Origin of the sequence: Mucisphaera sp. (assembly GCF_965279675.1) — a bacterium.
Classification (GTDB): domain Bacteria; phylum Planctomycetota; class Phycisphaerae; order Phycisphaerales; family Phycisphaeraceae; genus Mucisphaera.
This window is the reverse complement of sequence record NZ_CBDIIJ010000002.1, coordinates 1,651,338-1,671,176: the sequence shown is the minus strand read 5'-3', so window position 1 is coordinate 1,671,176 and position 19,839 is coordinate 1,651,338. Positions and strand designations below refer to the sequence as shown.

18 protein-coding genes are annotated in these 19,839 nt (G+C 63.9%); 9 read left to right on the top strand and 9 right to left on the bottom strand.

Annotation, left to right across the window (positions count from 1 at the left end; genetic code table 11):
* Nucleotides 1–54: 54 nt before the first annotated feature.
* From ACQZAB_RS07265 to ACQZAB_RS07235, 7 genes are all read left to right on the top strand, one after another.
* Nucleotides 55–2,313, top strand: coding sequence for a glycoside hydrolase family 5 protein (locus tag ACQZAB_RS07265; protein ID WP_428388431.1), 2,259 nt, complete (start codon nucleotides 55–57; stop codon nucleotides 2,311–2,313).
* A 74-nt stretch (nucleotides 2,314–2,387) separates the two neighbouring features.
* On the top strand, nucleotides 2,388–2,987 hold the full coding sequence (locus ACQZAB_RS07260) for a hypothetical protein (RefSeq protein WP_428388429.1): 600 nt from the start codon (nucleotides 2,388–2,390) through the stop codon (nucleotides 2,985–2,987).
* Between the two features lie 63 nt (nucleotides 2,988–3,050).
* The gene (locus tag ACQZAB_RS07255) at nucleotides 3,051–4,508 is read left to right on the top strand and encodes a hypothetical protein (protein ID WP_428388427.1); all 1,458 of its coding nucleotides are present in this window, start codon (nucleotides 3,051–3,053) and stop codon (nucleotides 4,506–4,508) included.
* 15 nt (nucleotides 4,509–4,523) lie between these two features.
* Nucleotides 4,524–6,395, top strand: a complete 1,872-nt coding sequence (locus ACQZAB_RS07250; RefSeq protein ID WP_428388425.1) for a glycoside hydrolase family 30 beta sandwich domain-containing protein — start codon at nucleotides 4,524–4,526, stop codon at nucleotides 6,393–6,395.
* Between the two features lie 61 nt (nucleotides 6,396–6,456).
* A complete protein-coding gene (locus tag ACQZAB_RS07245) occupies nucleotides 6,457–6,984 on the top strand; it encodes a gluconokinase (RefSeq protein WP_428388423.1) in 528 nt (175 codons plus the stop codon).
* Complete coding sequence (locus ACQZAB_RS07240) at nucleotides 6,984–8,276, top strand: lactate racemase domain-containing protein (RefSeq protein ID WP_428388421.1); 1,293 nt, start codon at nucleotides 6,984–6,986, stop codon at nucleotides 8,274–8,276. The genes ACQZAB_RS07245 and ACQZAB_RS07240 overlap by 1 nt, the downstream gene beginning before the upstream one ends.
* Before the next feature lie 36 nt (nucleotides 8,277–8,312).
* Nucleotides 8,313–8,663 (top strand): DUF2103 domain-containing protein, encoded by a 351-nt coding sequence (locus ACQZAB_RS07235; RefSeq protein WP_428388420.1) that lies wholly within the window; start codon nucleotides 8,313–8,315, stop codon nucleotides 8,661–8,663.
* Here the strand turns inward: ACQZAB_RS07235 and ACQZAB_RS07230 are convergent.
* Together ACQZAB_RS07230 and metG are read right to left on the bottom strand one after the other, a co-directional pair.
* Nucleotides 8,660–9,646, bottom strand: a complete 987-nt coding sequence (locus ACQZAB_RS07230) for an EAL domain-containing protein (RefSeq protein WP_428388418.1) — start codon at nucleotides 9,644–9,646, stop codon at nucleotides 8,660–8,662. The genes ACQZAB_RS07235 and ACQZAB_RS07230 overlap by 4 nt on opposite strands.
* 239 nt (nucleotides 9,647–9,885) lie before the next feature.
* The gene (gene metG, locus ACQZAB_RS07225; RefSeq protein ID WP_428388416.1) at nucleotides 9,886–10,236 is read right to left on the bottom strand and encodes a methionine--tRNA ligase subunit beta; all 351 of its coding nucleotides are present in this window, start codon (nucleotides 10,234–10,236) and stop codon (nucleotides 9,886–9,888) included.
* A gap of 110 nt (nucleotides 10,237–10,346) precedes the next feature.
* On the opposite strand from metG, the gene ACQZAB_RS07220 reads away from it, so the two are divergent.
* Nucleotides 10,347–14,120: a DUF3971 domain-containing protein gene (locus tag ACQZAB_RS07220; protein ID WP_428388414.1), complete on the top strand. Its 3,774-nt coding sequence runs from the start codon at nucleotides 10,347–10,349 to the stop codon at nucleotides 14,118–14,120.
* A 20-nt stretch (nucleotides 14,121–14,140) separates the two neighbouring features.
* On the opposite strand, the gene bioD is transcribed toward ACQZAB_RS07220, so the two are convergent.
* Genes bioD through ACQZAB_RS07195 form a run of 5 tightly spaced genes read right to left on the bottom strand, consistent with a single transcriptional unit; the run spans nucleotide 14,141 to nucleotide 15,927 of the window.
* Nucleotides 14,141–14,914, bottom strand: coding sequence for a dethiobiotin synthase (bioD, locus tag ACQZAB_RS07215; RefSeq protein WP_428388412.1), 774 nt, complete (start codon nucleotides 14,912–14,914; stop codon nucleotides 14,141–14,143).
* Nucleotides 14,915–14,939: 25 nt separating this feature from the next.
* Entirely contained in the window at nucleotides 14,940–15,170 is a 231-nt protein-coding gene (locus ACQZAB_RS07210) for a hypothetical protein (protein ID WP_428388410.1), read from the bottom strand.
* Nucleotides 15,171–15,197: 27 nt separating this feature from the next.
* Nucleotides 15,198–15,434 carry a hypothetical protein gene (locus ACQZAB_RS07205; RefSeq protein WP_428388408.1) on the bottom strand — a complete coding sequence of 79 codons (237 nt, stop codon included), beginning with the start codon at nucleotides 15,432–15,434 and terminating at the stop codon, nucleotides 15,198–15,200.
* A 26-nt stretch (nucleotides 15,435–15,460) separates the two neighbouring features.
* Nucleotides 15,461–15,694, bottom strand: a complete 234-nt coding sequence (locus tag ACQZAB_RS07200; protein WP_428388406.1) for a hypothetical protein — start codon at nucleotides 15,692–15,694, stop codon at nucleotides 15,461–15,463.
* A 2-nt stretch (nucleotides 15,695–15,696) separates the two neighbouring features.
* A complete protein-coding gene (locus tag ACQZAB_RS07195) occupies nucleotides 15,697–15,927 on the bottom strand; it encodes a hypothetical protein (RefSeq protein ID WP_428388404.1) in 231 nt (76 codons plus the stop codon).
* A gap of 110 nt (nucleotides 15,928–16,037) precedes the next feature.
* Between ACQZAB_RS07195 and ACQZAB_RS07190 the strand changes: the two genes are divergently transcribed.
* The gene (locus ACQZAB_RS07190; RefSeq protein WP_428388402.1) at nucleotides 16,038–16,352 is read left to right on the top strand and encodes a hypothetical protein; all 315 of its coding nucleotides are present in this window, start codon (nucleotides 16,038–16,040) and stop codon (nucleotides 16,350–16,352) included.
* A gap of 90 nt (nucleotides 16,353–16,442) precedes the next feature.
* On the opposite strand, the gene ACQZAB_RS07185 is transcribed toward ACQZAB_RS07190, so the two are convergent.
* Together ACQZAB_RS07185 and acnA are read right to left on the bottom strand one after the other, a co-directional pair.
* Nucleotides 16,443–16,619 carry a hypothetical protein gene (locus tag ACQZAB_RS07185; RefSeq protein WP_428388400.1) on the bottom strand — a complete coding sequence of 59 codons (177 nt, stop codon included), beginning with the start codon at nucleotides 16,617–16,619 and terminating at the stop codon, nucleotides 16,443–16,445.
* 324 nt (nucleotides 16,620–16,943) lie between these two features.
* Nucleotides 16,944–19,730, bottom strand: a complete 2,787-nt coding sequence (gene acnA / locus ACQZAB_RS07180) for an aconitate hydratase AcnA (RefSeq protein WP_428388398.1) — start codon at nucleotides 19,728–19,730, stop codon at nucleotides 16,944–16,946.
* Between the last annotated feature and the right edge of the window lie 109 nt (nucleotides 19,731–19,839).

The window sequence follows — 19,839 nt, the reverse complement described above, 5'->3', positions numbered from 1 at the left end:
CCATCTCGAATGATGCTACTACTTACGATGTTAGTCGTGGTAGCAGGCTTTGCTATGCAAACCAACGCCAGCCTCCCCCCCCTCACCTACAACGACACCACCGGCCACTTCCACAACAAAGCCGGCGACGCCGTCATCCTACGAGGCGTCAACCTCGGCAACTGGTTCCTCCTCGAGCCCTGGATGCTCGCCCTCGACAGCAACGACTACCGCGATCAGCACGACATCCTGATGACCCTCCGCCAGCGATTCGGCGACACCGAGGCCCGCCGGCTCATGGATGTCTACCGGGCCAACTGGATCACCGCCCGCGAGCTCAAGCACGCCAAGGCCTTCGGCTTCAACGTCGTCCGCCTGCCATTCCATTACCAACTCCTGCTCGAGTACGAACGCCCCTACGAGATGCGTGAAGACCCCTTCCGCTGGCTCGATCACGCTATCGACCTCTGCCAGCAGGCCGGCCTCTACGTCATCCTCGACCTCCACGGCGCGCCCGGCGGACAGAGCCACGACATGCCCTCCGGCCGCGTCGGCGAGAACAACCTCTGGACCGATGAGATCGCCCAGCAGCGCACCGCCGATCTCTGGCGAGCCGTCGCCAAGCGCTACGCCGATCACCCCGCCGTCGTCGGATACGACCTCGTCAACGAACCCTGGGGCGACTTCCAGCAGGACCTCCGCGAAGACATCGTCCAACTCGTCGACCTGCTCTACGCAGCCGTCCGCGAAGTCGACAAAGACACCGTGATCTACGCCCCCGGCCTGCTCAACGGCTTCCTCTTCTACGGCGACCCGCGCTCCCGCGGATGGATGAACACCGGCTTCACCATCCACACCTACCCGGGCCTCTTCGGCAACGGCGACCCCACCCTCGACACCCACGAACGCTTCTTCACCCATTACATGGAACCGCTCCGCCCGACCCTCGACCGCTGGCGCGTCCCCATGCTCATCGGCGAGTTCAACCCGGTCTTCCGCGAAGTCGACCGGCCCAACATGCTCCGCCACCACTTCGACACCTTCGCCAGCTACGGCTGGCACGCCACCGTCTGGTCGCTCCGCAAGATCAACCCCGAAGGCATGATCAACGAAAGCGACTGGTGCCTCATCGCCAACGCCGAGCCCTACCGCATCCCCGACCTCAAAACCGCCTCCGCCGCCCAGATCGAACAAGCCTTCAAGCAACTCGGTACCCAGCAGATCGACGTCGATCGCCACCTCACCAATAACCCACTCGCCCTCGCCACGATTTCCGCAGACAACGAGCCAGTCGCAGAACCCGTTTGGCAAATCTCAACTGAGATTCAAGGCTGGTCCGGCCACGACATCGGCCTCACCGGCAAAGGCACGGTCCGCAGAGACAGCGAACAGACCACCCTCCTCGCCACCGGTCAGGACATCTGGGGCAACGCCGACGAGTTCTACTTCCTGCAACGCGACAACCCCGTCGATGCCGACTTCGTCCACGCCGTCACACTGACCGGCTTCGACGCGCCCGGCCGCTACGCCAAAGCCGGCATCATGCTCCGTAGCGACAACACACCCGGCTCCGCCCACGTCCTGCTCCACGCCTTCCCCAACGGCCGCATCATCCTCGCCCACCGACCACAAGCCAACGGCCCCACCCGTGAACGCCTGCTCGCCATCCGCGAGTTCCCGATCGAACTGGCCATGCGAAAGACGAATGGCCGCGTCGAAGTCCGTATCGATAACGATGGCCCATGGCTCCCCGCACCAACCGCTAACCTCACTCAGCAGCCTCACATCGGCCTCGCCGTCTCCTCCAACGCCGAAGCCGGCCGAGCCACCGCCACCTTCGCCAACCACACCTCAGACCAAACCACCAGTGATCCCTCACAACAAAACCTCTTCCCCAACGGCCCACTCACCCCCGCCTCCGAATGGGGCACCTGGGGCTCCGGCGCATCCGCCGATGAGACCGCCAAAGCCCTCCACTTCGACCACACCCGCTCGACCGACAGCGTCGGCCTCTTCCGCGACGCCCAGAACCTGACGCCCGGCGGACGCGTGCGCCTCGCCGCCACCGCCGATGTCCCCGCCGGCCTCCGCGGCACCCTCGAGCTCCGTGTCGAAGCCCTCAACCACCCCGCCGGCCATCCGCTCACCAGCGCCTCGGTCACCTACGACCTCGAAGAACTCGCCGCCCTCAACGGTCCCCAGCGTCTGCACATCGAAGGCCCCATCCCGACCGACGGCGCCCGCGTCCTGTTCATCGCGACGGTCGAAGCCGGCCAGCGACTGACCCTAACCAACGTTTCCGCCTTACATCGACTGGCAACGGGCCAGCGATAAGGCACTGTTTCGACATGAGGAGGAGAATCATGTCATCACCGCGTATCACCACGCTCGTATCTAAAGGAGGAATCATGAAAACCGCTCTCACCACCACCGCCCTGCTCGCAGTGACGCTGACCGCCGCTTCCGCGCCGGCCGCCGAACTGCTCACCAACGCCAACTTCGACGGCCCGCCCGTCGGCGACGGCTGGGGCTCCTTCGGCGCCGCAGGCTTCCACAGCTTCTTCGGCCCCAACGGCCACGCCAGCCTCTTCTCCGACAACCCCGGCAACTTCGGTGGCGTCTTCCAGACCGGCATCGCCGGAACGCCAGGCGTCGAGTACCAGTTCGACCTGTTGGATGTCCGACTCGAAGAGAACATCGACGCCAACTACCGCTTCGGCCTCGAGTACTACCAGGCCGATGACGCCACAAAGATCGGCGAGAACATCGTCCCGATCGATCTCTCCGTCACCGGCGACGGCCTCAGCTTCTCGATGACCGGCACCGCCGTTCCCGGCACCGTGTTCATCCGGCCCATCATCCTGTTCGACAACGTCGTCAGCACGGCGAACGGCCAGGAGAATGCCTTCATCTTCGATAGCTCACTCACCGTCGTCCCGACGCCCTCGGCGTTCGGCGCGATGGCCCTGCTCGGCGGGATGATCCTCCGTCGCCGTGCCATCGGCTAAACCAGCCTCACCCGCTCTGCGGCGCTAACGCGTCGCGGGGCGTTTTCACCCAGGAGAAACACCATGTATCGCTCTACCTCAGGCCTGCTCGTCACCGCCCTGCTCGCCATCGGCTTCGCCAGCCCCGCCATGGCACGCACCAACCTGCTCGTCAACCCCACCTTCGACGGCCCGCCCACCGGCGACGGCTGGGGTGCCTTCGGCGCAGCCGGCTTCAACGAGTTCTTCGGAGCCAACGGCCACGCCAGCCTCTTCGCCGACTTTGTCGGCAACATCGGCGGGGTCTTCCAGGAAGGCGTCGTCGGCACCCCCGGTGCCAGCTACACCTTCGAACTGCTCGACACCCGCGTCGAAAGCAGCTGGGACGCCGACCTCTTCGTCGGCCTCGAGTACTACGCCGCAGACGCCGTCACCAAGCTCGGCGAATCCCTGACCCTCGTCGACACCGCAGGCGTCCCCGCCGTCGATGGCAACTTCTTCACCGCCTCAGGCACCGCCGTCCCAGGCACCGCCTTCGTCCGACCCATCGCCCGCTTCGACAACGTCAACTTCACCTACGCCGGACAGTCGCAGGCCAACCTTTTCGTCTTCGACAGCTTCCTATCCGAAACCCCCGCTCCCGGCGGCGACCTCATCCGCAACCCCGGCTTCGGGGGCGACGGCGGTCCCATCGGCCACACCTGGAGCCAGTTCGGCAACGTCAGCTTCGACGAGATCTTCGGCCCCGACAACGCCCACCTCAGCCTCTTCGCCGACTTCGTCGGCAACGAAGGCTTCGCCTGGCAACAGAAGATCGCCGGCACCGAGGGCACCGACTACAAGTTCACCCTCGAAGACGTACGCATCGAAGCAAACTGGGACGCCGACCTCTTCTTCGGCCTTGAGTACTACGCCGCCGATGACAGCACCAAACTCGGCGAAACCGTCGTCCAGATCGATACCTCCACCACGGGCGATGGCCTCAGCTTCGAGGTCACGGGTACCGCCGTCGCCGGCACAGCCTTTGTCCGCCCGGTCGTCTCCTTCAACAACGTCAACTTCGGCTTCGCCGGGCAAGATCAGGCCAGCGCCTTCATCTTCGACACGAGCCTCGTCGAAGTCCTTGCCCAGCAGCTTGGCGATACCAACGGCGACGGCACCATCAACGCCGACGACATCGATTTCCTCTACGCCAACCTCGGTTCCACCGATGCCGCCTTCGACGTCGCACAGAACGGCGGCACCGCCGACAGCACCGACGTCGACGCCCTCGTCCTCAACATCCTCGCCACCTTCTTCGGCGACGCCAACCTCGATCAAACCGTCGACCTGATCGACCTCTCCGCCCTCGCCACCAACTTCAGCCAAGCAGCCGGCTGGGCAGGCGGCGATTTCTCTGGCGACGGCCTCGTCAACCTCATCGACCTCTCGCTCCTCGCCACCAACTTCGGCTCCACCGCCGCAATCCCAGAACCCGCCGCCGCCACGCTGCTGGGCCTCGGCCTCCTCGGTCTCGCCCGCCGTTCACAGCCGAAGGGCTAAGCGAAAGCAACCGCCATGCGTGTGTACGCCGCCCACCGATCTCCTTCCTCCTTCCGCACGCTCCGAGCCATCGCGCTCGGAGCGTGCCTGCTTCAAGCGCCCGCGCACGCACTCAGCCCCGTCCAGAGCTGGATCACCACCGGCGACCAAACCCAGCTCCTCAACCAGCAGGCGCCCGTCCTCTTCAACCAGCCCGGCCCAGGCACACCGCTAACCATCACCGTCGATCCCTCCACGACCTACCAGGTCATGGAAGGCTTCGGTGCCGCTATGACCGACAGCTCCGCGCTGCTCATCCGCAACGAACTCACGCCCACTGCCCGCGACGCATTGATGGAAGACCTCTTCTCACCCGAAACCGGCATCGGCCTCAGCTACATGCGCATCCCGATGGGTGCCTCGGACTTCTCCACCTCCCACTACACCTACCACGACCTGCCCGCCGGCCAGGCCGATCCCACCCTCGCTTCCTTCTCCATCGCCATGGACGAGGCCGACAAGATCCCCGCCCTCCAGCAGGCCGCCGCGCTCAACCCCAACCTCCAGCTCATGGCCTCGCCCTGGTCAGCACCCGCCTGGATGAAGAACAACCAGTCGCTCTACGGCGGGTCGCTCCAAACCCAGTACCACGACGCCTACGCCAACTACTTCAAACGCTTCATCCAAGCCTACTCCGCCCACGGCCTGCCCATCGATACCCTCACCGTCCAGAACGAACCGCTCAACGCCTCATCAACCTACCCAACGATGACCATGAGCACCTTCCAGCAGAGCACCTTCATCGGCGACCACCTCGGCCCCCTGCTCGAAGCCAACCACATCGACACACAGATCCTCGCCTACGACCACAACTGGGACGAGTGGAACTACCCCCTCATCGTCATGAACGACCCCGAAGCCGATCAGTACATCGCCGGAGCCGCCTTCCACGGCTACGCAGGCGTCGTCGAAAACCAGTCCCTCCTCCAGCAGTTCCGACCCGACAAGGACATCTACTTCACCGAGATCTCGGGCGGCGACTTCGCGCCCAACTTCGAAGACAACCTGATGTGGAACTTCGATAACCTCATCATCGGCAGCACCCGCAACTGGTCCAAGACCGTTCTCTACTGGAACCTCGCCCTCGACCAGAACGACGGACCCAGACTCGGCGGCTGCACCAACTGCCGAGGCGTCGTCACCATCGACACCAACACCGGCGAAATCACCCGCGAAGTCGAGTACTACGCCCTCGCCCACGCCAGCAAGTTCGTCCAGCCCGGCGCCGTTCGTATCGAGTCCTCCACCTTCGACGGCACCCTCGAAACCGTTGCCTTCCTCAATCCCGACGGCTCCGAAGTCCTCATCGCCCTCAACCCCACCCAGTCCAACCAGACCTTCACCCTCGACCGCGACGGCGATACCTTCACCTACACCCTCCCAAGACGCGCCGTCGCCACACTCACCTGGTCACCCGTCGCCGCCCTGCCCGGAGACGTCGATCTCAGCGGCGTCGTCGACAGCGCCGACATCGACCTCCTCTTCGCCACCATCGGCCAGGCCAACCCGCTCTTCGACCTCGACGGCGACGCCGGACTCATCGACCTCGACGACGCCACCTACCTCATCGAAAACATCCTCGGCACCATCCGAGGCGACACCAACCTCGACGGCCGTGTCAACCTCATCGACCTCTCCAACCTCGCCACCAACTTCGAGACCTTCTCCAACTGGGCCGGCGGCGATTTCTCGGGCGACACCATCGTCAACCTCATCGACCTCTCACTCCTCGCCACCAACTTCGGCTTCGATGCCAACGCCATCCCCGAACCCACCTCCCTGTTCCTGCTGACCGGCCTCGGAACCACGCTCCTTCGCCGCAGCGACACGATCCGCACCGCAGCTTGACCACACACCACCACCGACGCACCAGCCGCTTGCTTTACCATGTAGGCGAAAGGCGATGCGTATGACCACTCCGGCAACCGTCTACATCGTGATGGGGGTCTCCGGCTGCGGAAAATCCACCATCGGCGCGCGACTCGCCAAAGACCTCGCCCTGCCCTTCCACGACGCCGACGACTTCCACCCCCAAACCAACCGCGACAAGATGGCCGCCGGCCAGCCCCTCACCGACCAGGACCGCCAGCCCTGGCTCGAAACCCTCGCCCAACACATCGCCGACTGTGCCTCCCGGTCCGGCGCCGTCCTCGCCTGCTCATCCCTCAAACGCGCCTACCGCCAAACCCTCCGACAGCACAGCAACAAGACCATCTTCATCTTCCTCACCGGCGACCGCGACCTCATCCACCAACGCATGACCCAACGCGCCGACCACTACATGCCCCCCACCCTGCTCGACAGCCAACTCGCCACCCTCGAACCACCAGCCGACAGCACCGACACCGAAGACCCCGCCATCCACCTCGACATCACCCCCGACACCGACACCATCATGGCCAACCTCCACCAACAACTCGCCAAGGAAGGCACCTGATGCCCGAAGCCTTCCAACAAGCCGGACCCAACCTCGACCTCGGCCAGACCGAACGGCACGCCTTCATCGACCGCGTCGCCGAAGACCTACTCGTCTCCAAGCCCAAATCGATCCTCCTCATCCCGCCCGACATCAGCCGCCTCGATTCCCAGACCGGTCCGCTGACCACCCGCCTCTACCACACACTCACCAACGCCGGCGTGCGCACAAAAGTCCTCCCCGCCCTCGGCACCCACCGGCCCATGACCACCGACCAGCTCACCGAACTCTTCGGCCCCGACCTCCCCCACGAACACATCCTCGCCCACCGCTGGAGGCAAGACCTCATCGACCTGGGTGAACTCGACGCCGACTGGATCGACCAGCTCTCCGATGGCAAACTCAGCCAGGCCGGCATCCACTGGCCCATGAAAGTCGCCGTCAACCGCGAACTCATCGAAGCCGACCACGACATCGTCGTCAGCCTCGGCCAGGTCGTGCCCCACGAGGTCATCGGCATCGCCAACTACACCAAGAACATCCTCATCGGCGTCGGCGGGCCCGGCACCATCCACCTCTCCCACTTCCTCGGCGCCGTCTGCGGGATGGAATCCATCATGGGCCGTGTCGACACCCCCGTCCGAACCGCCCTCGATCGCGGCTTCAACGACTTCGTCAAACCCAAGGTCGATATCCGCTTCGTCTTCACCGCCGTCGAAGCCACCGACCACGACCTCAAACTCCGCGGGCTCTACTACGGCAGCGAACGCGAGTCCTTCACCGCCGCCGCCGAACTCAGCCGACAGATCAACATCCACCACCTCGATCAACCCATCGACCGCTGCGTCGTCCACCTCGACCCCGCCGAGTTCACCTCCACCTGGCTCGGCAACAAAGCCGTCTACCGCACCCGCTGCGCCATGGCCGATGGCGGAACCCTCCTCGTCCTCGCGCCTGGCGTCGAGACCTTCGGCGAAGACCCCGCCATCGATCAACTCATCCGCCGCTTCGGCTACCGCGGAACCCCCGCCACCCTCAAAGCCATCTGCGAGCACCCCGAACTCGCCGACAACCTCTCCGCCGCCGCGCACCTCATCCACGCCAGCTCCGAAGGACGCTTCCGCATCATCTACGCCACCGCCGACCACCTCTCCAAAGAAGACGTCGAATCCGTCGGCTTCGAACACGCCGACCTGAAGAAAGTCACCGCCGAACTCGGCCTCCAAGACCTCACCCCCGGCCACCGAATCCTCGCCGACGGCCACCCCGCCTACGTCATCGACAAACCCGCCCTCGGCCTCTGGTCCGCCTGAGGCGCCCTCCGCCAACCCATCACCTACCATCCAGCCATGGCCAAGCCCGGCGGTAAATTCGGCCCCATCAAACGCCAGCACGGCCGCGTCCAGGGACTCGACGCCCTGCTCGATCGCATCATCAACGAGTGTCCCTACGTCACCCGCATCGTCCCCGGCCGCTTCGGCCGCAAACGCGGGAAAACCAAACCCACCTTCAAAATCCAATACCCCACCACACCCGACGGCTCAGGCGACCGCGACAAAGCCACCGGACTCAAATGCCTCTACACCCACGCCGGAAGCTGGCAGGAAGTCTTCCTCGTCTGCGAAGACGTCTGGGCCGCCGAGGCCTGGCTCGTCGGTCTCTCCATCGCAGAACCCACCGAAAAACACGGACCCGGCTAAGCAGCCCGACGCTGTTCCAGCCGACCGATCATCGGACGCTCACTCGGCCGCGCCAGGAAATAACCTTGCACGTAATCCACCCCCAACTCACGACAGAAATCGAGCTCCTTCTCCGACTCAATCCCCTCCGCAATCGTCGTGATCCCACGCTCCTGCGCATAGCGCACCATCCCGATGAACATCGACGTCTCGTTCGTCGCCACCGCCCGCGTCAACACGTCCTTGTCAATCTTCACCACGTCCGGCTCAAGCTGATCGATGTAAAGAATCGCCGTGTGCCCGCTCCCCAGATCATCCAACGCCACCGAAGCCCCCTTCTCCCGATACGCCTCAAGAATCCCCTTCAGGTGATCCAGGTCCGGAAACGCCTCGCTCTCCACCACCTCGAACGTCAGTTGACTGATGTCCGCACCCGCACGCTCCGCCGCCCCAAACGTCGTCCGCAGACAAACCTTCGGGTCGTAAATCGTGATCGGGAAGAAATTGATGAACAGCCGATGACCCTGCGATAGGTAATCACCCGAACTCTCAATCGCGATCTTCCGGCAAAGCTGATCCAGCACGAGCAACGAATCGTGAGCCTTCGCCGCCTCCACCAGCTCATCAGGCGTCACCGACCGACCACTCAAACTCGATCGCATCAGACACTCGTTGGCATACACCTCACCCGTGATCGCATGCACAATCGGCTGATAGTCAAAACGAATCGACTGCTGAGAGAGAACCTCCGTCAACCAGGGCGTCTCGATCCGCTGAAGCAGCTGAACCACCGGACCCGACTTCCAGGCATGAAATCCACCCGCCTCATCGATCAGACTTGCTCGGATCTCCGCCACTTCCATGAACGGCAGCCGATCCACCAGGTCCCGCAACGCCGCCAAGCGATGCTTCGGAATCAGAAAAACCGTCTCATCACGCTCGCAATCCGCAAACAACTCGCGTAAACGCTCCAACGCATCTAGCGACATCGTGTGAACAGCCAACCCCGAGGCACAATCCGCCGGCCTGGCAGACTGACAATCATATCGATGTCCGCACGAATCACTCACAAGGCTCTCCATCCGATGAGGTAGGACTTTTATCGTCGAGACCCTGTCAACCATTAACCCACCAACGACAGTGCCACGCACGCCGAGACAGCGCGAACGCGGCACACAGGCCAAGACACGTCATCGCCAAACCAAAAGCCCGTAAACGCCGTTCTTATCGGAAGATCAGCGCCCTAACCCACCGTCGAACCCGAGGGCACCTCTTTGCCCGGAGCCAGCAGCACCACGTCCGTCAGCGTCTCCCCGTCCATCGCCGATGCCGCCAGCAGCATCCCATTCGACGCCTCACCCCGGATCTTCCGCGGAGCCAGATTCGCCACAATCACGATCTGCTTCCCAACCAGCGACTCGGGCTCATAAAACGCCCGAACACCCGCACAGATCTGCCGCCGCTCGCCCCCCACATCCAACTGCAGCTTCAGCAGCCGATCGGCGTTCGGGTGCGCCTCCGCCTCCACCACCGTCGCTACACGAAGGTCCAGCTTCGCAAAATCATCAAACGTAATCTCAGGCTTCAAATCCATCGCAGCGAACTCCTCATATCGGGGGCAACGTAGAATAACGAACCCGAGCCAAGGCACGGACACCGAACCCCCATTCGGCACCGTCAACCCCAGGAAATCGGCCCTCACGCATGCTCCAACGCCTCAGACATGCCTGGCGACGCAGCCGGGAAACCGGCCGCCCCAGACGCTCCAGCCGCTGGCGCAGACTTCTCGCCAGCCTGCTCGTCATCCTTGTTCTGCTCACCACCGGCCTCCTCAGCTACCTCCTACACCCCGACCGACTCACCCCCTGGCTGCAGAACCAGCTCCAGCAATCCCTCCACGCCGAGGTCCGACTCAGTCGCGCCAGCATCAACCTCAGCCGACTCACCCTCCAACTCGAAGGCTTCCAACTCCTCGTCACCAATCCCCAGAACCAGCTCGACCCCGTCATCACCGCCGACCACATCCTCATCAGCCCCAACCCCATCGCACTCCTCCGCGGCCAACTACCCATCGATTCGATCCTCATCGTCCGACCAACCCTCCACATCACCGAATACGCCGCCGACACCGACCAGCAAAACGGAGAAATGAACCTCCAGCGACTCGCCACCCGCATCCAGAGCCGCAGACCCCAGGACGCTTCACAACCCATCCTCCCCGGCACAGCCACGCAAGCCCCAAGCATCCCCCAGATCTACCTCCGCTCAGGCGAAGTCCGCTTCGCCACCCAACAACCCGACAACAAACTCACCACGCACGAAACCCTCGAACTCACGGGCCACATGACCGCCCGCGCCGCCGACAACGGCTACCAGTTCATCCTCAAACAAACCACCTCACCCGATGCCCAACTCCCACGCGGACTCATCCTCACCGGCCTGCTCGAACCAGACCCCAGACGCCTGCACGTCCAGGTCGAACGCTTCGATGTCGACCAGCCCATCCGCTACGCCCTCCCACCACAACTCCGCCGCTGGTGGGATTCACTCAATCCCGCAGGAGCCATCCCCGACTTCTCACTGACCATCCAGGAAACCCAGGGCGAAATCGATATCGACGCCGACCTCAGCCTCCAGAACGTCGAAATCACCCTCCCCTTCATCCCCGACAACCCGCCTCGCATGACCAACGTCTCCGGCCGCCTCGCCATCGACAGCAGCCGACCAACCATCCAACTCGAAGGCCTCATCGAAGGCATCTTCTACACCATCAACGCCGAAGCCCTGGCCCTCACCCCCCGCGCCCCCTTTCGGATGACCGCCACCACCCGGCCCTTCGAAATACCCGATCGCCCCGAGCTGATCTTCGCCCTCCCACCCGTCGCCCGCGACCTCTACAACAACCTCAAGCCCGCAGGCACCCTCTCACTCGCCACCACCCTCAGCCGAGAACACCCCGACAACCCCATCGACTACGCCGGCGTCGTCAACCTCATCGATGCCAGCGTCGAGTACTTCCGCTTCGCATACCCGATCCAGCAAGCCACCGGCCAGGTCCGCTTCGACCGCGAGGCCGTCACGCTCGCCAACCTCCGCGGACACGGGCCCACCGGCGCCACCCTCGCCCTCGAAGGACGCATCGCACCAACCGGACCCGACCCCTCCGTCACCATCGACCTCGACATCGAAAACCTCCCCATCGACGAGCACCTCTTCGCAGCACTCAGCGACGGATCCGACAATGTCGTCCAGATGTTCTTCGACGCCCCCGCCTACGAACGACTCCGGCAGGAAGGCCTCCTCGACGTCCCGCCCGACAACCTCACCGATCTCTCGCCCATTCCGCCCGGCATAGGCGGGTCCGTCAACGCCACCTTCTCACTCCGCCGCGAAGCCGGCCCCAACCAACCCGGTCTCACCGCCACAAGAGTCGAGCTCGAAGGCATCGAAGCCCTCCTCCGCTTCTGGCCCTACCCCGTCCGCGTCACCGATGGCAGCTTCACCCTCACCAACGACCGCCTCGTCATCGACAACGTCGCCGTCTCCGGCCCCACGGGAGCCACCGGCCGCATCAACGCCTCCGTCCACCGCGACGAAGGCACCGGCCGACTCGAAGGGCCCATCCACGTCACCCAGACCACCGTCCCCATCGACCCCTACCTCCTCGCCACCATCCCAGCCGGGCAACGCGACATGATCGCCGAACTCCGACCCACCGGCACGCTCCAAGGCGACATCACCATCGACCTCTTCATGGACCGCAACGCCGACTTCACCGTCAACGCCAACGTCCTTAGCGGCTCACTCACCCCCTACGACGGCGACTACCGATTCCTCGACGTCAACGGCAGTTTCACCCTCACCGAACAAGGCATCACCAGCCCACAACTCACCGGCACCAAAGGCCCCGCCACCTTCGCCGCCACCGGGTCCGCCCACTGGGACGGCCCCAACGCCAACACCTACCAGGCCTCCGTCGAAGCCACCAACCTCATCCTCGAAGCCAGCCTCGCCGACATCATCACCCCCGGCAGCCCCCTCCGCGACCAGGCCGACCGACTCATCGCCCAACGAAACCCCACCGGACAGGTCAATGCCAACCTCCGGGTCACCAAGGCCGCCGACCAGACCACCCCCACCCCCCGGGCCCGACTCGCCGTCCAGCCACAAAGCGCCGCCTTCGACGCCAACGGCCACCGCTTCGAAGTCTTCGATCTGTCCGGCCAACTCATCCTCACCAACGACGCCCTCACTCTCGACAACCTCGCCGGCCGCTCATCCTCAGGCCGCTTCAGCGCCCAAGGCTCCGCCAGCCTCGCCGACACCAGCATCGACCTCACCATCAACGCCTCCGCCGACCGCGTCAACCCCACCACCCGGGCCCTCCTCCCCGCCGCCGTCAACGACCTCATCGACGACTTCCAGCTCGAAGCCGCCTACGCCTTCGACGGCCGCCTGACACGCACCAGCGACCAGGAACCCCTCACACGCGTCACCGGCCAGCTCAACCTCGACGATGCCGCCTTCACCCCCGGACTCCCCATCACCAACGCCTCCGGCAGCATCCGCCTCGACATCCAGCACCAGACCGACCAAACCTGGCCACGCATCGAAGCCGATGCCGCCTTCGCACAACTCCAAGCCAGCAAATACCTCCTCAAAGAAGCCACCATCGAACTCTCCAACGCAGAAGACCCAAGCCACCTGCTCATCACCAACCTCCTCGCCGACATCTACGGCGGCGCGCTCTCCGGCCAGGGCTCCGCCGAACTCGGAGCCCAGGGCTGGTACCGATTCGGCGTCGATATCGTCGAGGCCGACCTCACCGGGTTCAGACAACCCCCCGACCTCGAACCACCCACACCCGAGCAACGCGCCTGGATCGACAACCTCTTCGCCGACTGGCCCACCGACCAACCCCTCCAGCGAGCCCTGCCCCCCGCACGCCGACCACAGGTCGACGGCCTCCTCTCCGCATCCCTCCAACTCGAAGGCCAGTACGGCCAGCCCGACACCCGCATGGGCCGAGGCGCCATCTACGCCCGACAGGTCGGCCTCCTCAACCAACCCCTCTCCCTCGCCATCCTCAGAGCCTTCAACCTCACCACCCCCACCGGCCAGTCCCTCGACGAAGCCTCTATGCGCTTCCTGCTCGATGGCGACTGGGTCAGGTTCGATGGCGTCCGCTTCGCCGCCGACGACTTCGCCATCGTCGGCGCCGGAAACATGAACTACGAAACCCAGGAACTCGACCTCATCCTCTACAGCCGCTCTCAGGCCGATCCCGGCTTCGGCATCCTCCGATTCTTCGACGGCATCCGCGACCAGGTCGCCGCCATCCGTGTCCAGGGCACCATCGACCAGCCCGCCACCTCCGTCTTCCTCCTGCCCGGCCTCCGCGACGCCCTCGACACCAGCTTCGGCTCCGTAGAACGACCCGCCTTCCTCGACAACGTCTTCAACGACCCCCTCCCCTGACCGCACTCCCCCATCCCCCCTCATCCATCCCCCAGCCGCATCAGCGACCACCACTCAATCCCACCCAGCGCCTCCCGCCATCGCCCATCCTCCCACGGCGGCCCATCAGCCACCCCCGGCAACCGGCACAGCACCGAAGCGCCCGTCATCCGCTCCAGCCACAGACGATTCGTCGCGATCGAAGCATCATCCGCATCCAGACCCGGCCCGTCATTCATCACCAGCCCCACCACCGGCACGCCCGCATCCCGAAGCGCCCGCACCGTCAGTGTCGAATGATTCAGCGTCCCCAACGCACTCCGCACCACCACCAGCGCCGGCCAACCCAACCCCGCCATCAGCTCAAGCACCGTCGGCGTACCCTCCGCATCCAGCGGAACATGCACCCCGCCCGCACCTTCAATCACAATCCCGCCATCCGCGCCCAACCGATCCTGCAACCCCGCCCACGCCTGACCAATCACACCCCAGTCAACCCGCTCCCCAAGCTCCGCCGCCGCAATCCCCGGAGCCACCGCCCGCTCGAAAACCACCGGACAAACCTCACCAGCGGTAGCCCCCCCACCCGTCACACCAGCCAACGCCTCCGCGTCCTCCGCCAGCCACCCATCACCCCGACGCTCCGCCCCGCTCGCCATCGGCTTGAACGGCAGCACCGACCGCCCCGCGCCCCGCAGCACCTGCACGATCCCGCAAGACACCGCCGTCTTGCCCACCGCCGTGTCCGTCGCCGTCACAAACAACCCCCGATCCACCAACCGCTTCGAAAACGCTTCCTGCCACAGCTCGCTCATGCCCCCCAACATAACGCCTCCAGCCTCAGCAGGACCCCTTGTCGGCCCCGGCTTCGAGGATCTCTCTGATCTCCGCCGCGCTCGCCCCCCGCTCGATCAGACGAGCCTTGAGCGCCGCGTTCTCTCGCGCCCGCACCACCTTCACCACCGCCGTACACACCACCGACAAACCCGCCAGCCCGATCGCCAAAACAATCGCCAGATTCGCCGTGTTGTTCAGAAAACCCCAGTCAAATCCCTGCGCCAGCATCCACATGACCAACCTCCATTTCTCGATAAGCGATCAACACGCCTCGTCCTTCGCCGAACCCCCAGCATTCAAAATCCGCTCGATCTCCTCCGCCGACGCCCCACGCTCAATCAGCCTCGCCTTGAGCGCCGCCTCCTCCCGAATCCGCACCGCACGCAACATCGCCGAGGCGACGATGTAAACCACCCCCGCACCGATCCCAAGCACCACCGCCAGATTGCCGGTGTCGTTGAATATCCCCCAGTCAAAGCCCTGCGTCAGAATCCACACAACCTGTCTCCTTCATCAAGCACCGGTCACGGCTCGTTCGGCTTGCTCGTCGCCCGCAGGATCCGCTCGATCTCCTCCGATGGAACACCGCGCTCGATCAGCCGAGCCTTTAGCGCCGCCTCCTCCTTGATCCGAGCACACTGCACCAGACCCCACACCACGAAGAACACCATCCCCACCAGACCCACCATCAGAATGCTAAGCGTCGCCGGGTTGTTCATAAAACCCAGGTCAACACCCTGAGCCAGCACACCAGTCATCATTATTTGCCTTTCCTCTCAGAAGTCGCCTTCAACACACGCTCGATCTCTTCCACCGAAGCACCCCGCTCCAGCATCCGAGCCTTCAACGCCACCTCTTCCCGGATCCGCACGACCTGCACCCACGACAACAGAGCGCCCGCACAGATAGCCAGCAGAAAGAGCAGCCCGATACTCGCCACCACTGCCCAGTCGCTTGCCGTAAACCCAAACATCTGCGTTAAACACAACACGGCCAACTCCTAAACAGAGCCTACTACCCATAACGTCGATCTGCGATCCAAATCCTTGCAACCCTCCCCAAATCTGCAGCCACCCCGACCCGCCACCCGACACCATCACTATGCCAGATGCACCCGCCGGCACCACCCGAATGACCTTTGGCGACTGGAAGCGTCGTCTCGGACCCGCCGTCCCCATCGAACGCATCCCCAAAATGACCGGCCGATCCCCCCAGACCATCGCCGCCGCCGTCAAAGCCGGCCAGCTCCCCGTCCACACCTTCCGGGCCGCCGCCGTCACCCACCGCTGGGTCCGCCTCGAAAGCCTCCTCCGCTACCTCCAGCAACCCAAGGCTTCCGCCCGACCCAAAATCACTATCGAAGACATGGCCCGCGCCTTCCGCCAGATGGTCGGCGAAGACCGGCCTCCGCGCTGACCCAGACCCATCCCCTCCCGACAAAAAGAAACGCCCCGAGCCGAAGCCCGGGGCATTTGCTACCCATTCCGATCTCGCACAAACCCAGCCCTACGAAGGCTGACGCTTACTCAACAGAATCTTCTGCAACGTCTTCTCAATGTCATCCAGCTCACGCAGCATCACACCACGCTCGGGGTCACGCGCCACGGCAAGCTCCTGGCAGAGCTCACGCCACCTGGCACGCAGAAGGCTGGGGGTTTCTCGGTCCAAAACGGGCCTGTTCATCGAAGCCTCCTTTCCGGTTCAGAAATGACCAAATTCGTTCAGACACGACAGGAAGCAGGGCGGAGAGGGAAGACACCCTGCAACGTGCCCAGTTTAACGACCACAACCCCGAATGTCACGCTTTATCTGGCAGAAGTCCAGCCATAAAAGAGACTTATGCTCTTTCAGAACTATCTGTAAGACCCCGGAACAGGCCCCCGCGAACACCTAGATCACGTCCAAATAACCGTTTACGTCTATCGACAGGACATAACACTAGAAAATATCGAACGATGTTCCGCCCCCAAAACCCCACCCCCTTTCCACACCCAACCCAGACCCGCATCAGCCCGCCGCCATCTTCCGAAGCACCGTCTGGAGAATCCCGCCGTTCCGGTAGTACTCGATCTCCACAGGCGTATCGATCCGGCAGACCGTGTCGAACACCGTCGTCTTCCCACCCCGATGCACCGCCGTCACCGTCACCTTCTGACGAGGCTCCAGCCCCTCACCCACCGGAATCGAGAACGTCTCCGTCCCGTCCAGTCCAAGCGACTCGTGCGTCACCCCATCCTCAAACACCAAAGGCAACACACCCATCCCCACCAGGTTCGACCGGTGAATCCGCTCAAAACTGCTCGCGATCACCGCCTTCACCCCCAGCAGGAACGTCCCCTTCGCCGCCCAGTCCCGCGACGAACCCATCCCGTAATCCTTGCCCGCCAGCACCACCAGAGGCGTGCCCGCCGCCTTGTAGTTCATCGCCGCGTCGTAGATATAGCTCGCCTCCTCCGGCTTCCGGATCAGACCCTCCGACTTCGTGAAGTCCGTCGTGAAACCGCCCTCGGTCCCCGGAGCCAACTGGTTCCGCACACGAATGTTCGCAAACGTCCCACGCGTCATCACCTGGTCATTACCGCGCCGCGAGCCATACGAGTTGTACATCGACCGCGGCACCTTGTTCGCATCCAGATAGTCCGCCGCAGGCGTCCCCGGCTTGATCGCACCCGCAGGGCTGATGTGGTCCGTCGTCACCGAATCCGCCAGCTTCGCCAGACAACGAGCACCCTCGATCGGCGTGATAGAACCCGGCTCCGCACCCAGACCCGCGAAAAAAGGCGGCTGCTGAACATACGTCGACGACGCATCCCACCCATACCGACTCCCCTCCGACGAAGCCACCGCCTGCCACTGCTCCGAACCCGCAAACACATCCGAATACTGCTCCGTGAACTGCTCCCGCGTCACGTTTTTCGACACCGACTCCGCAATCTCCGCCTGCGTCGGCCAGATGTCCTTCAGATAAACAGGCTCACCCTGACCATCCACCGCCAACGGCTCGTTCGTCAGATCAATGTCCACCGTCCCCGCGATCGCGTAAGCCACCACCAGAGGCGGGCTCGCCAGATAGTTCGCCCGCACATCCGGATTCACACGACCCTCAAAGTTCCGGTTCCCCGACAACACCGAACACGCCACCAGATCACCCCGGTTGATCCCCGCCGAGATCTCCTCCGGCAGCGGGCCCGAGTTACCAATACACGTCGTGCACCCATACCCCACCGTATGGAACCCCAGCGCCTCCAGATCCTTATCCAGCCCCGCACGCTCGTAGTAATCCGTCACCACCTTCGAACCCGGAGCCAGCGACGTCTTCACCCACGGCTTCCGCTTCAGCCCCCGCGCGACCGCCTTCTTCGCCAGCAGACCCGCCGCCAGCATCACCTCCGGATTCGAGGTGTTCGTGCATGACGTGATCGCCGCGATCACCACCGCCCCATCCTTCAGTTCAAACGTCTCCCCGCCAAAACTCACCTCCACCGCAGGCGGGGCCGCCGCCTCCGCCACCGCCACCCCGCCCTCAGCCGCCATGCCCTCAGGCGTCGAGTCACTCGCCGCCGCCCCACCCGAACGACCAAACGTCGCCGACAAATCCTGACGCCACTGGCTCTGCATCGCCGACAACGCCACCCGATCCTGAGGACGCTTCGGACCCGCCAAAGCCGGCTCCACCGAACCCAGATCCAACTCCAGATCATCCGAGTACACGATCGGCAGCGAGTCATCCCGCCAAAGCCCCTGAGCCTTCGCGTACTGCTCCACCGTCGAGATCAACGCCTCATCCCGACCCGACAATCGCAGATACTCCGTCGTCTGCTCGTCGATCGGAAAGAACCCCATCGTCGCCCCATACTCAGGCGCCATGTTCGCAATCGTCGCCCGGTTCGCCAGCGGCATATCCGCCAGCCCTGGCCCGTGGAACTCCACAAACTTGCCCACCACCCCATGCTCACGAAGCATCTCAGTCACCCGCAACACCAGGTCCGTCGCCGTCGCACCCTCCGCCAGTTTGCCGGTCAGCTTCACACCCACCACCTCAGGCAGCAACATATAGATAGGCTGCCCCAGCATCACTGCCTCCGCCTCGATCCCCCCCACACCCCAACCCACAACCCCCAACCCATTAATCATCGTTGTGTGCGAATCCGTCCCCACCAAAGAATCCGGGAACAGCACCGGCGCGCCGCCCGCCGCATCCTCAACTTCCCAAACCACTTTCGCCAGGTACTCGAGATTCACCTGGTGCACAATCCCCGTCGCAGGCGGGACCACCCGGAAATTAGCAAACGCCTGCTGGCCCCACTTCAAAAACTGATACCGCTCGTTGTTCCGCTCAAACTCGTGATTCGCGTTGATCGTCAGCGCCACCTCACTCGCGAACGCATCCACCTGCACCGAGTGATCGATCACCAGGTCGCAAGGCACCAATGGATTGACCTTGTCCGCCGACGCCGGATCGCCCGTCATCTCCACCATCGCATCACGCATCGCCGCCAGATCCACCACCGCCGGCACCCCCGTGAAGTCCTGCAGCACCACACGCCCCGGCTTGAATGGAATCTCCACCTCACCCACCGACTTCGCGTTGTACGTCGCGATCGCCTTGACGTGATCCTCCGTCACCACAAACCCATCCACACTCCGCAGCGCCGACTCCAGCAGCACCTTGATGCTGTAAGGCAGCGTCTCCACCGCACCCACCCCACGCAGGCTGTCCAGCCGATAGACGGTCCGCTCGCCCAATGCGGTCGAGATCGTCTCGCGAGCACCAAAAGGATCCTGGCTGGACATCAATAAGCTCCTGATAACAAACAACCCACAAAACAACTGCCGACAGCCCGAAACCGCCGCAGACCTGCAATCCTAGCACACCCCCGATCACCCCATCAAAAACCGCACA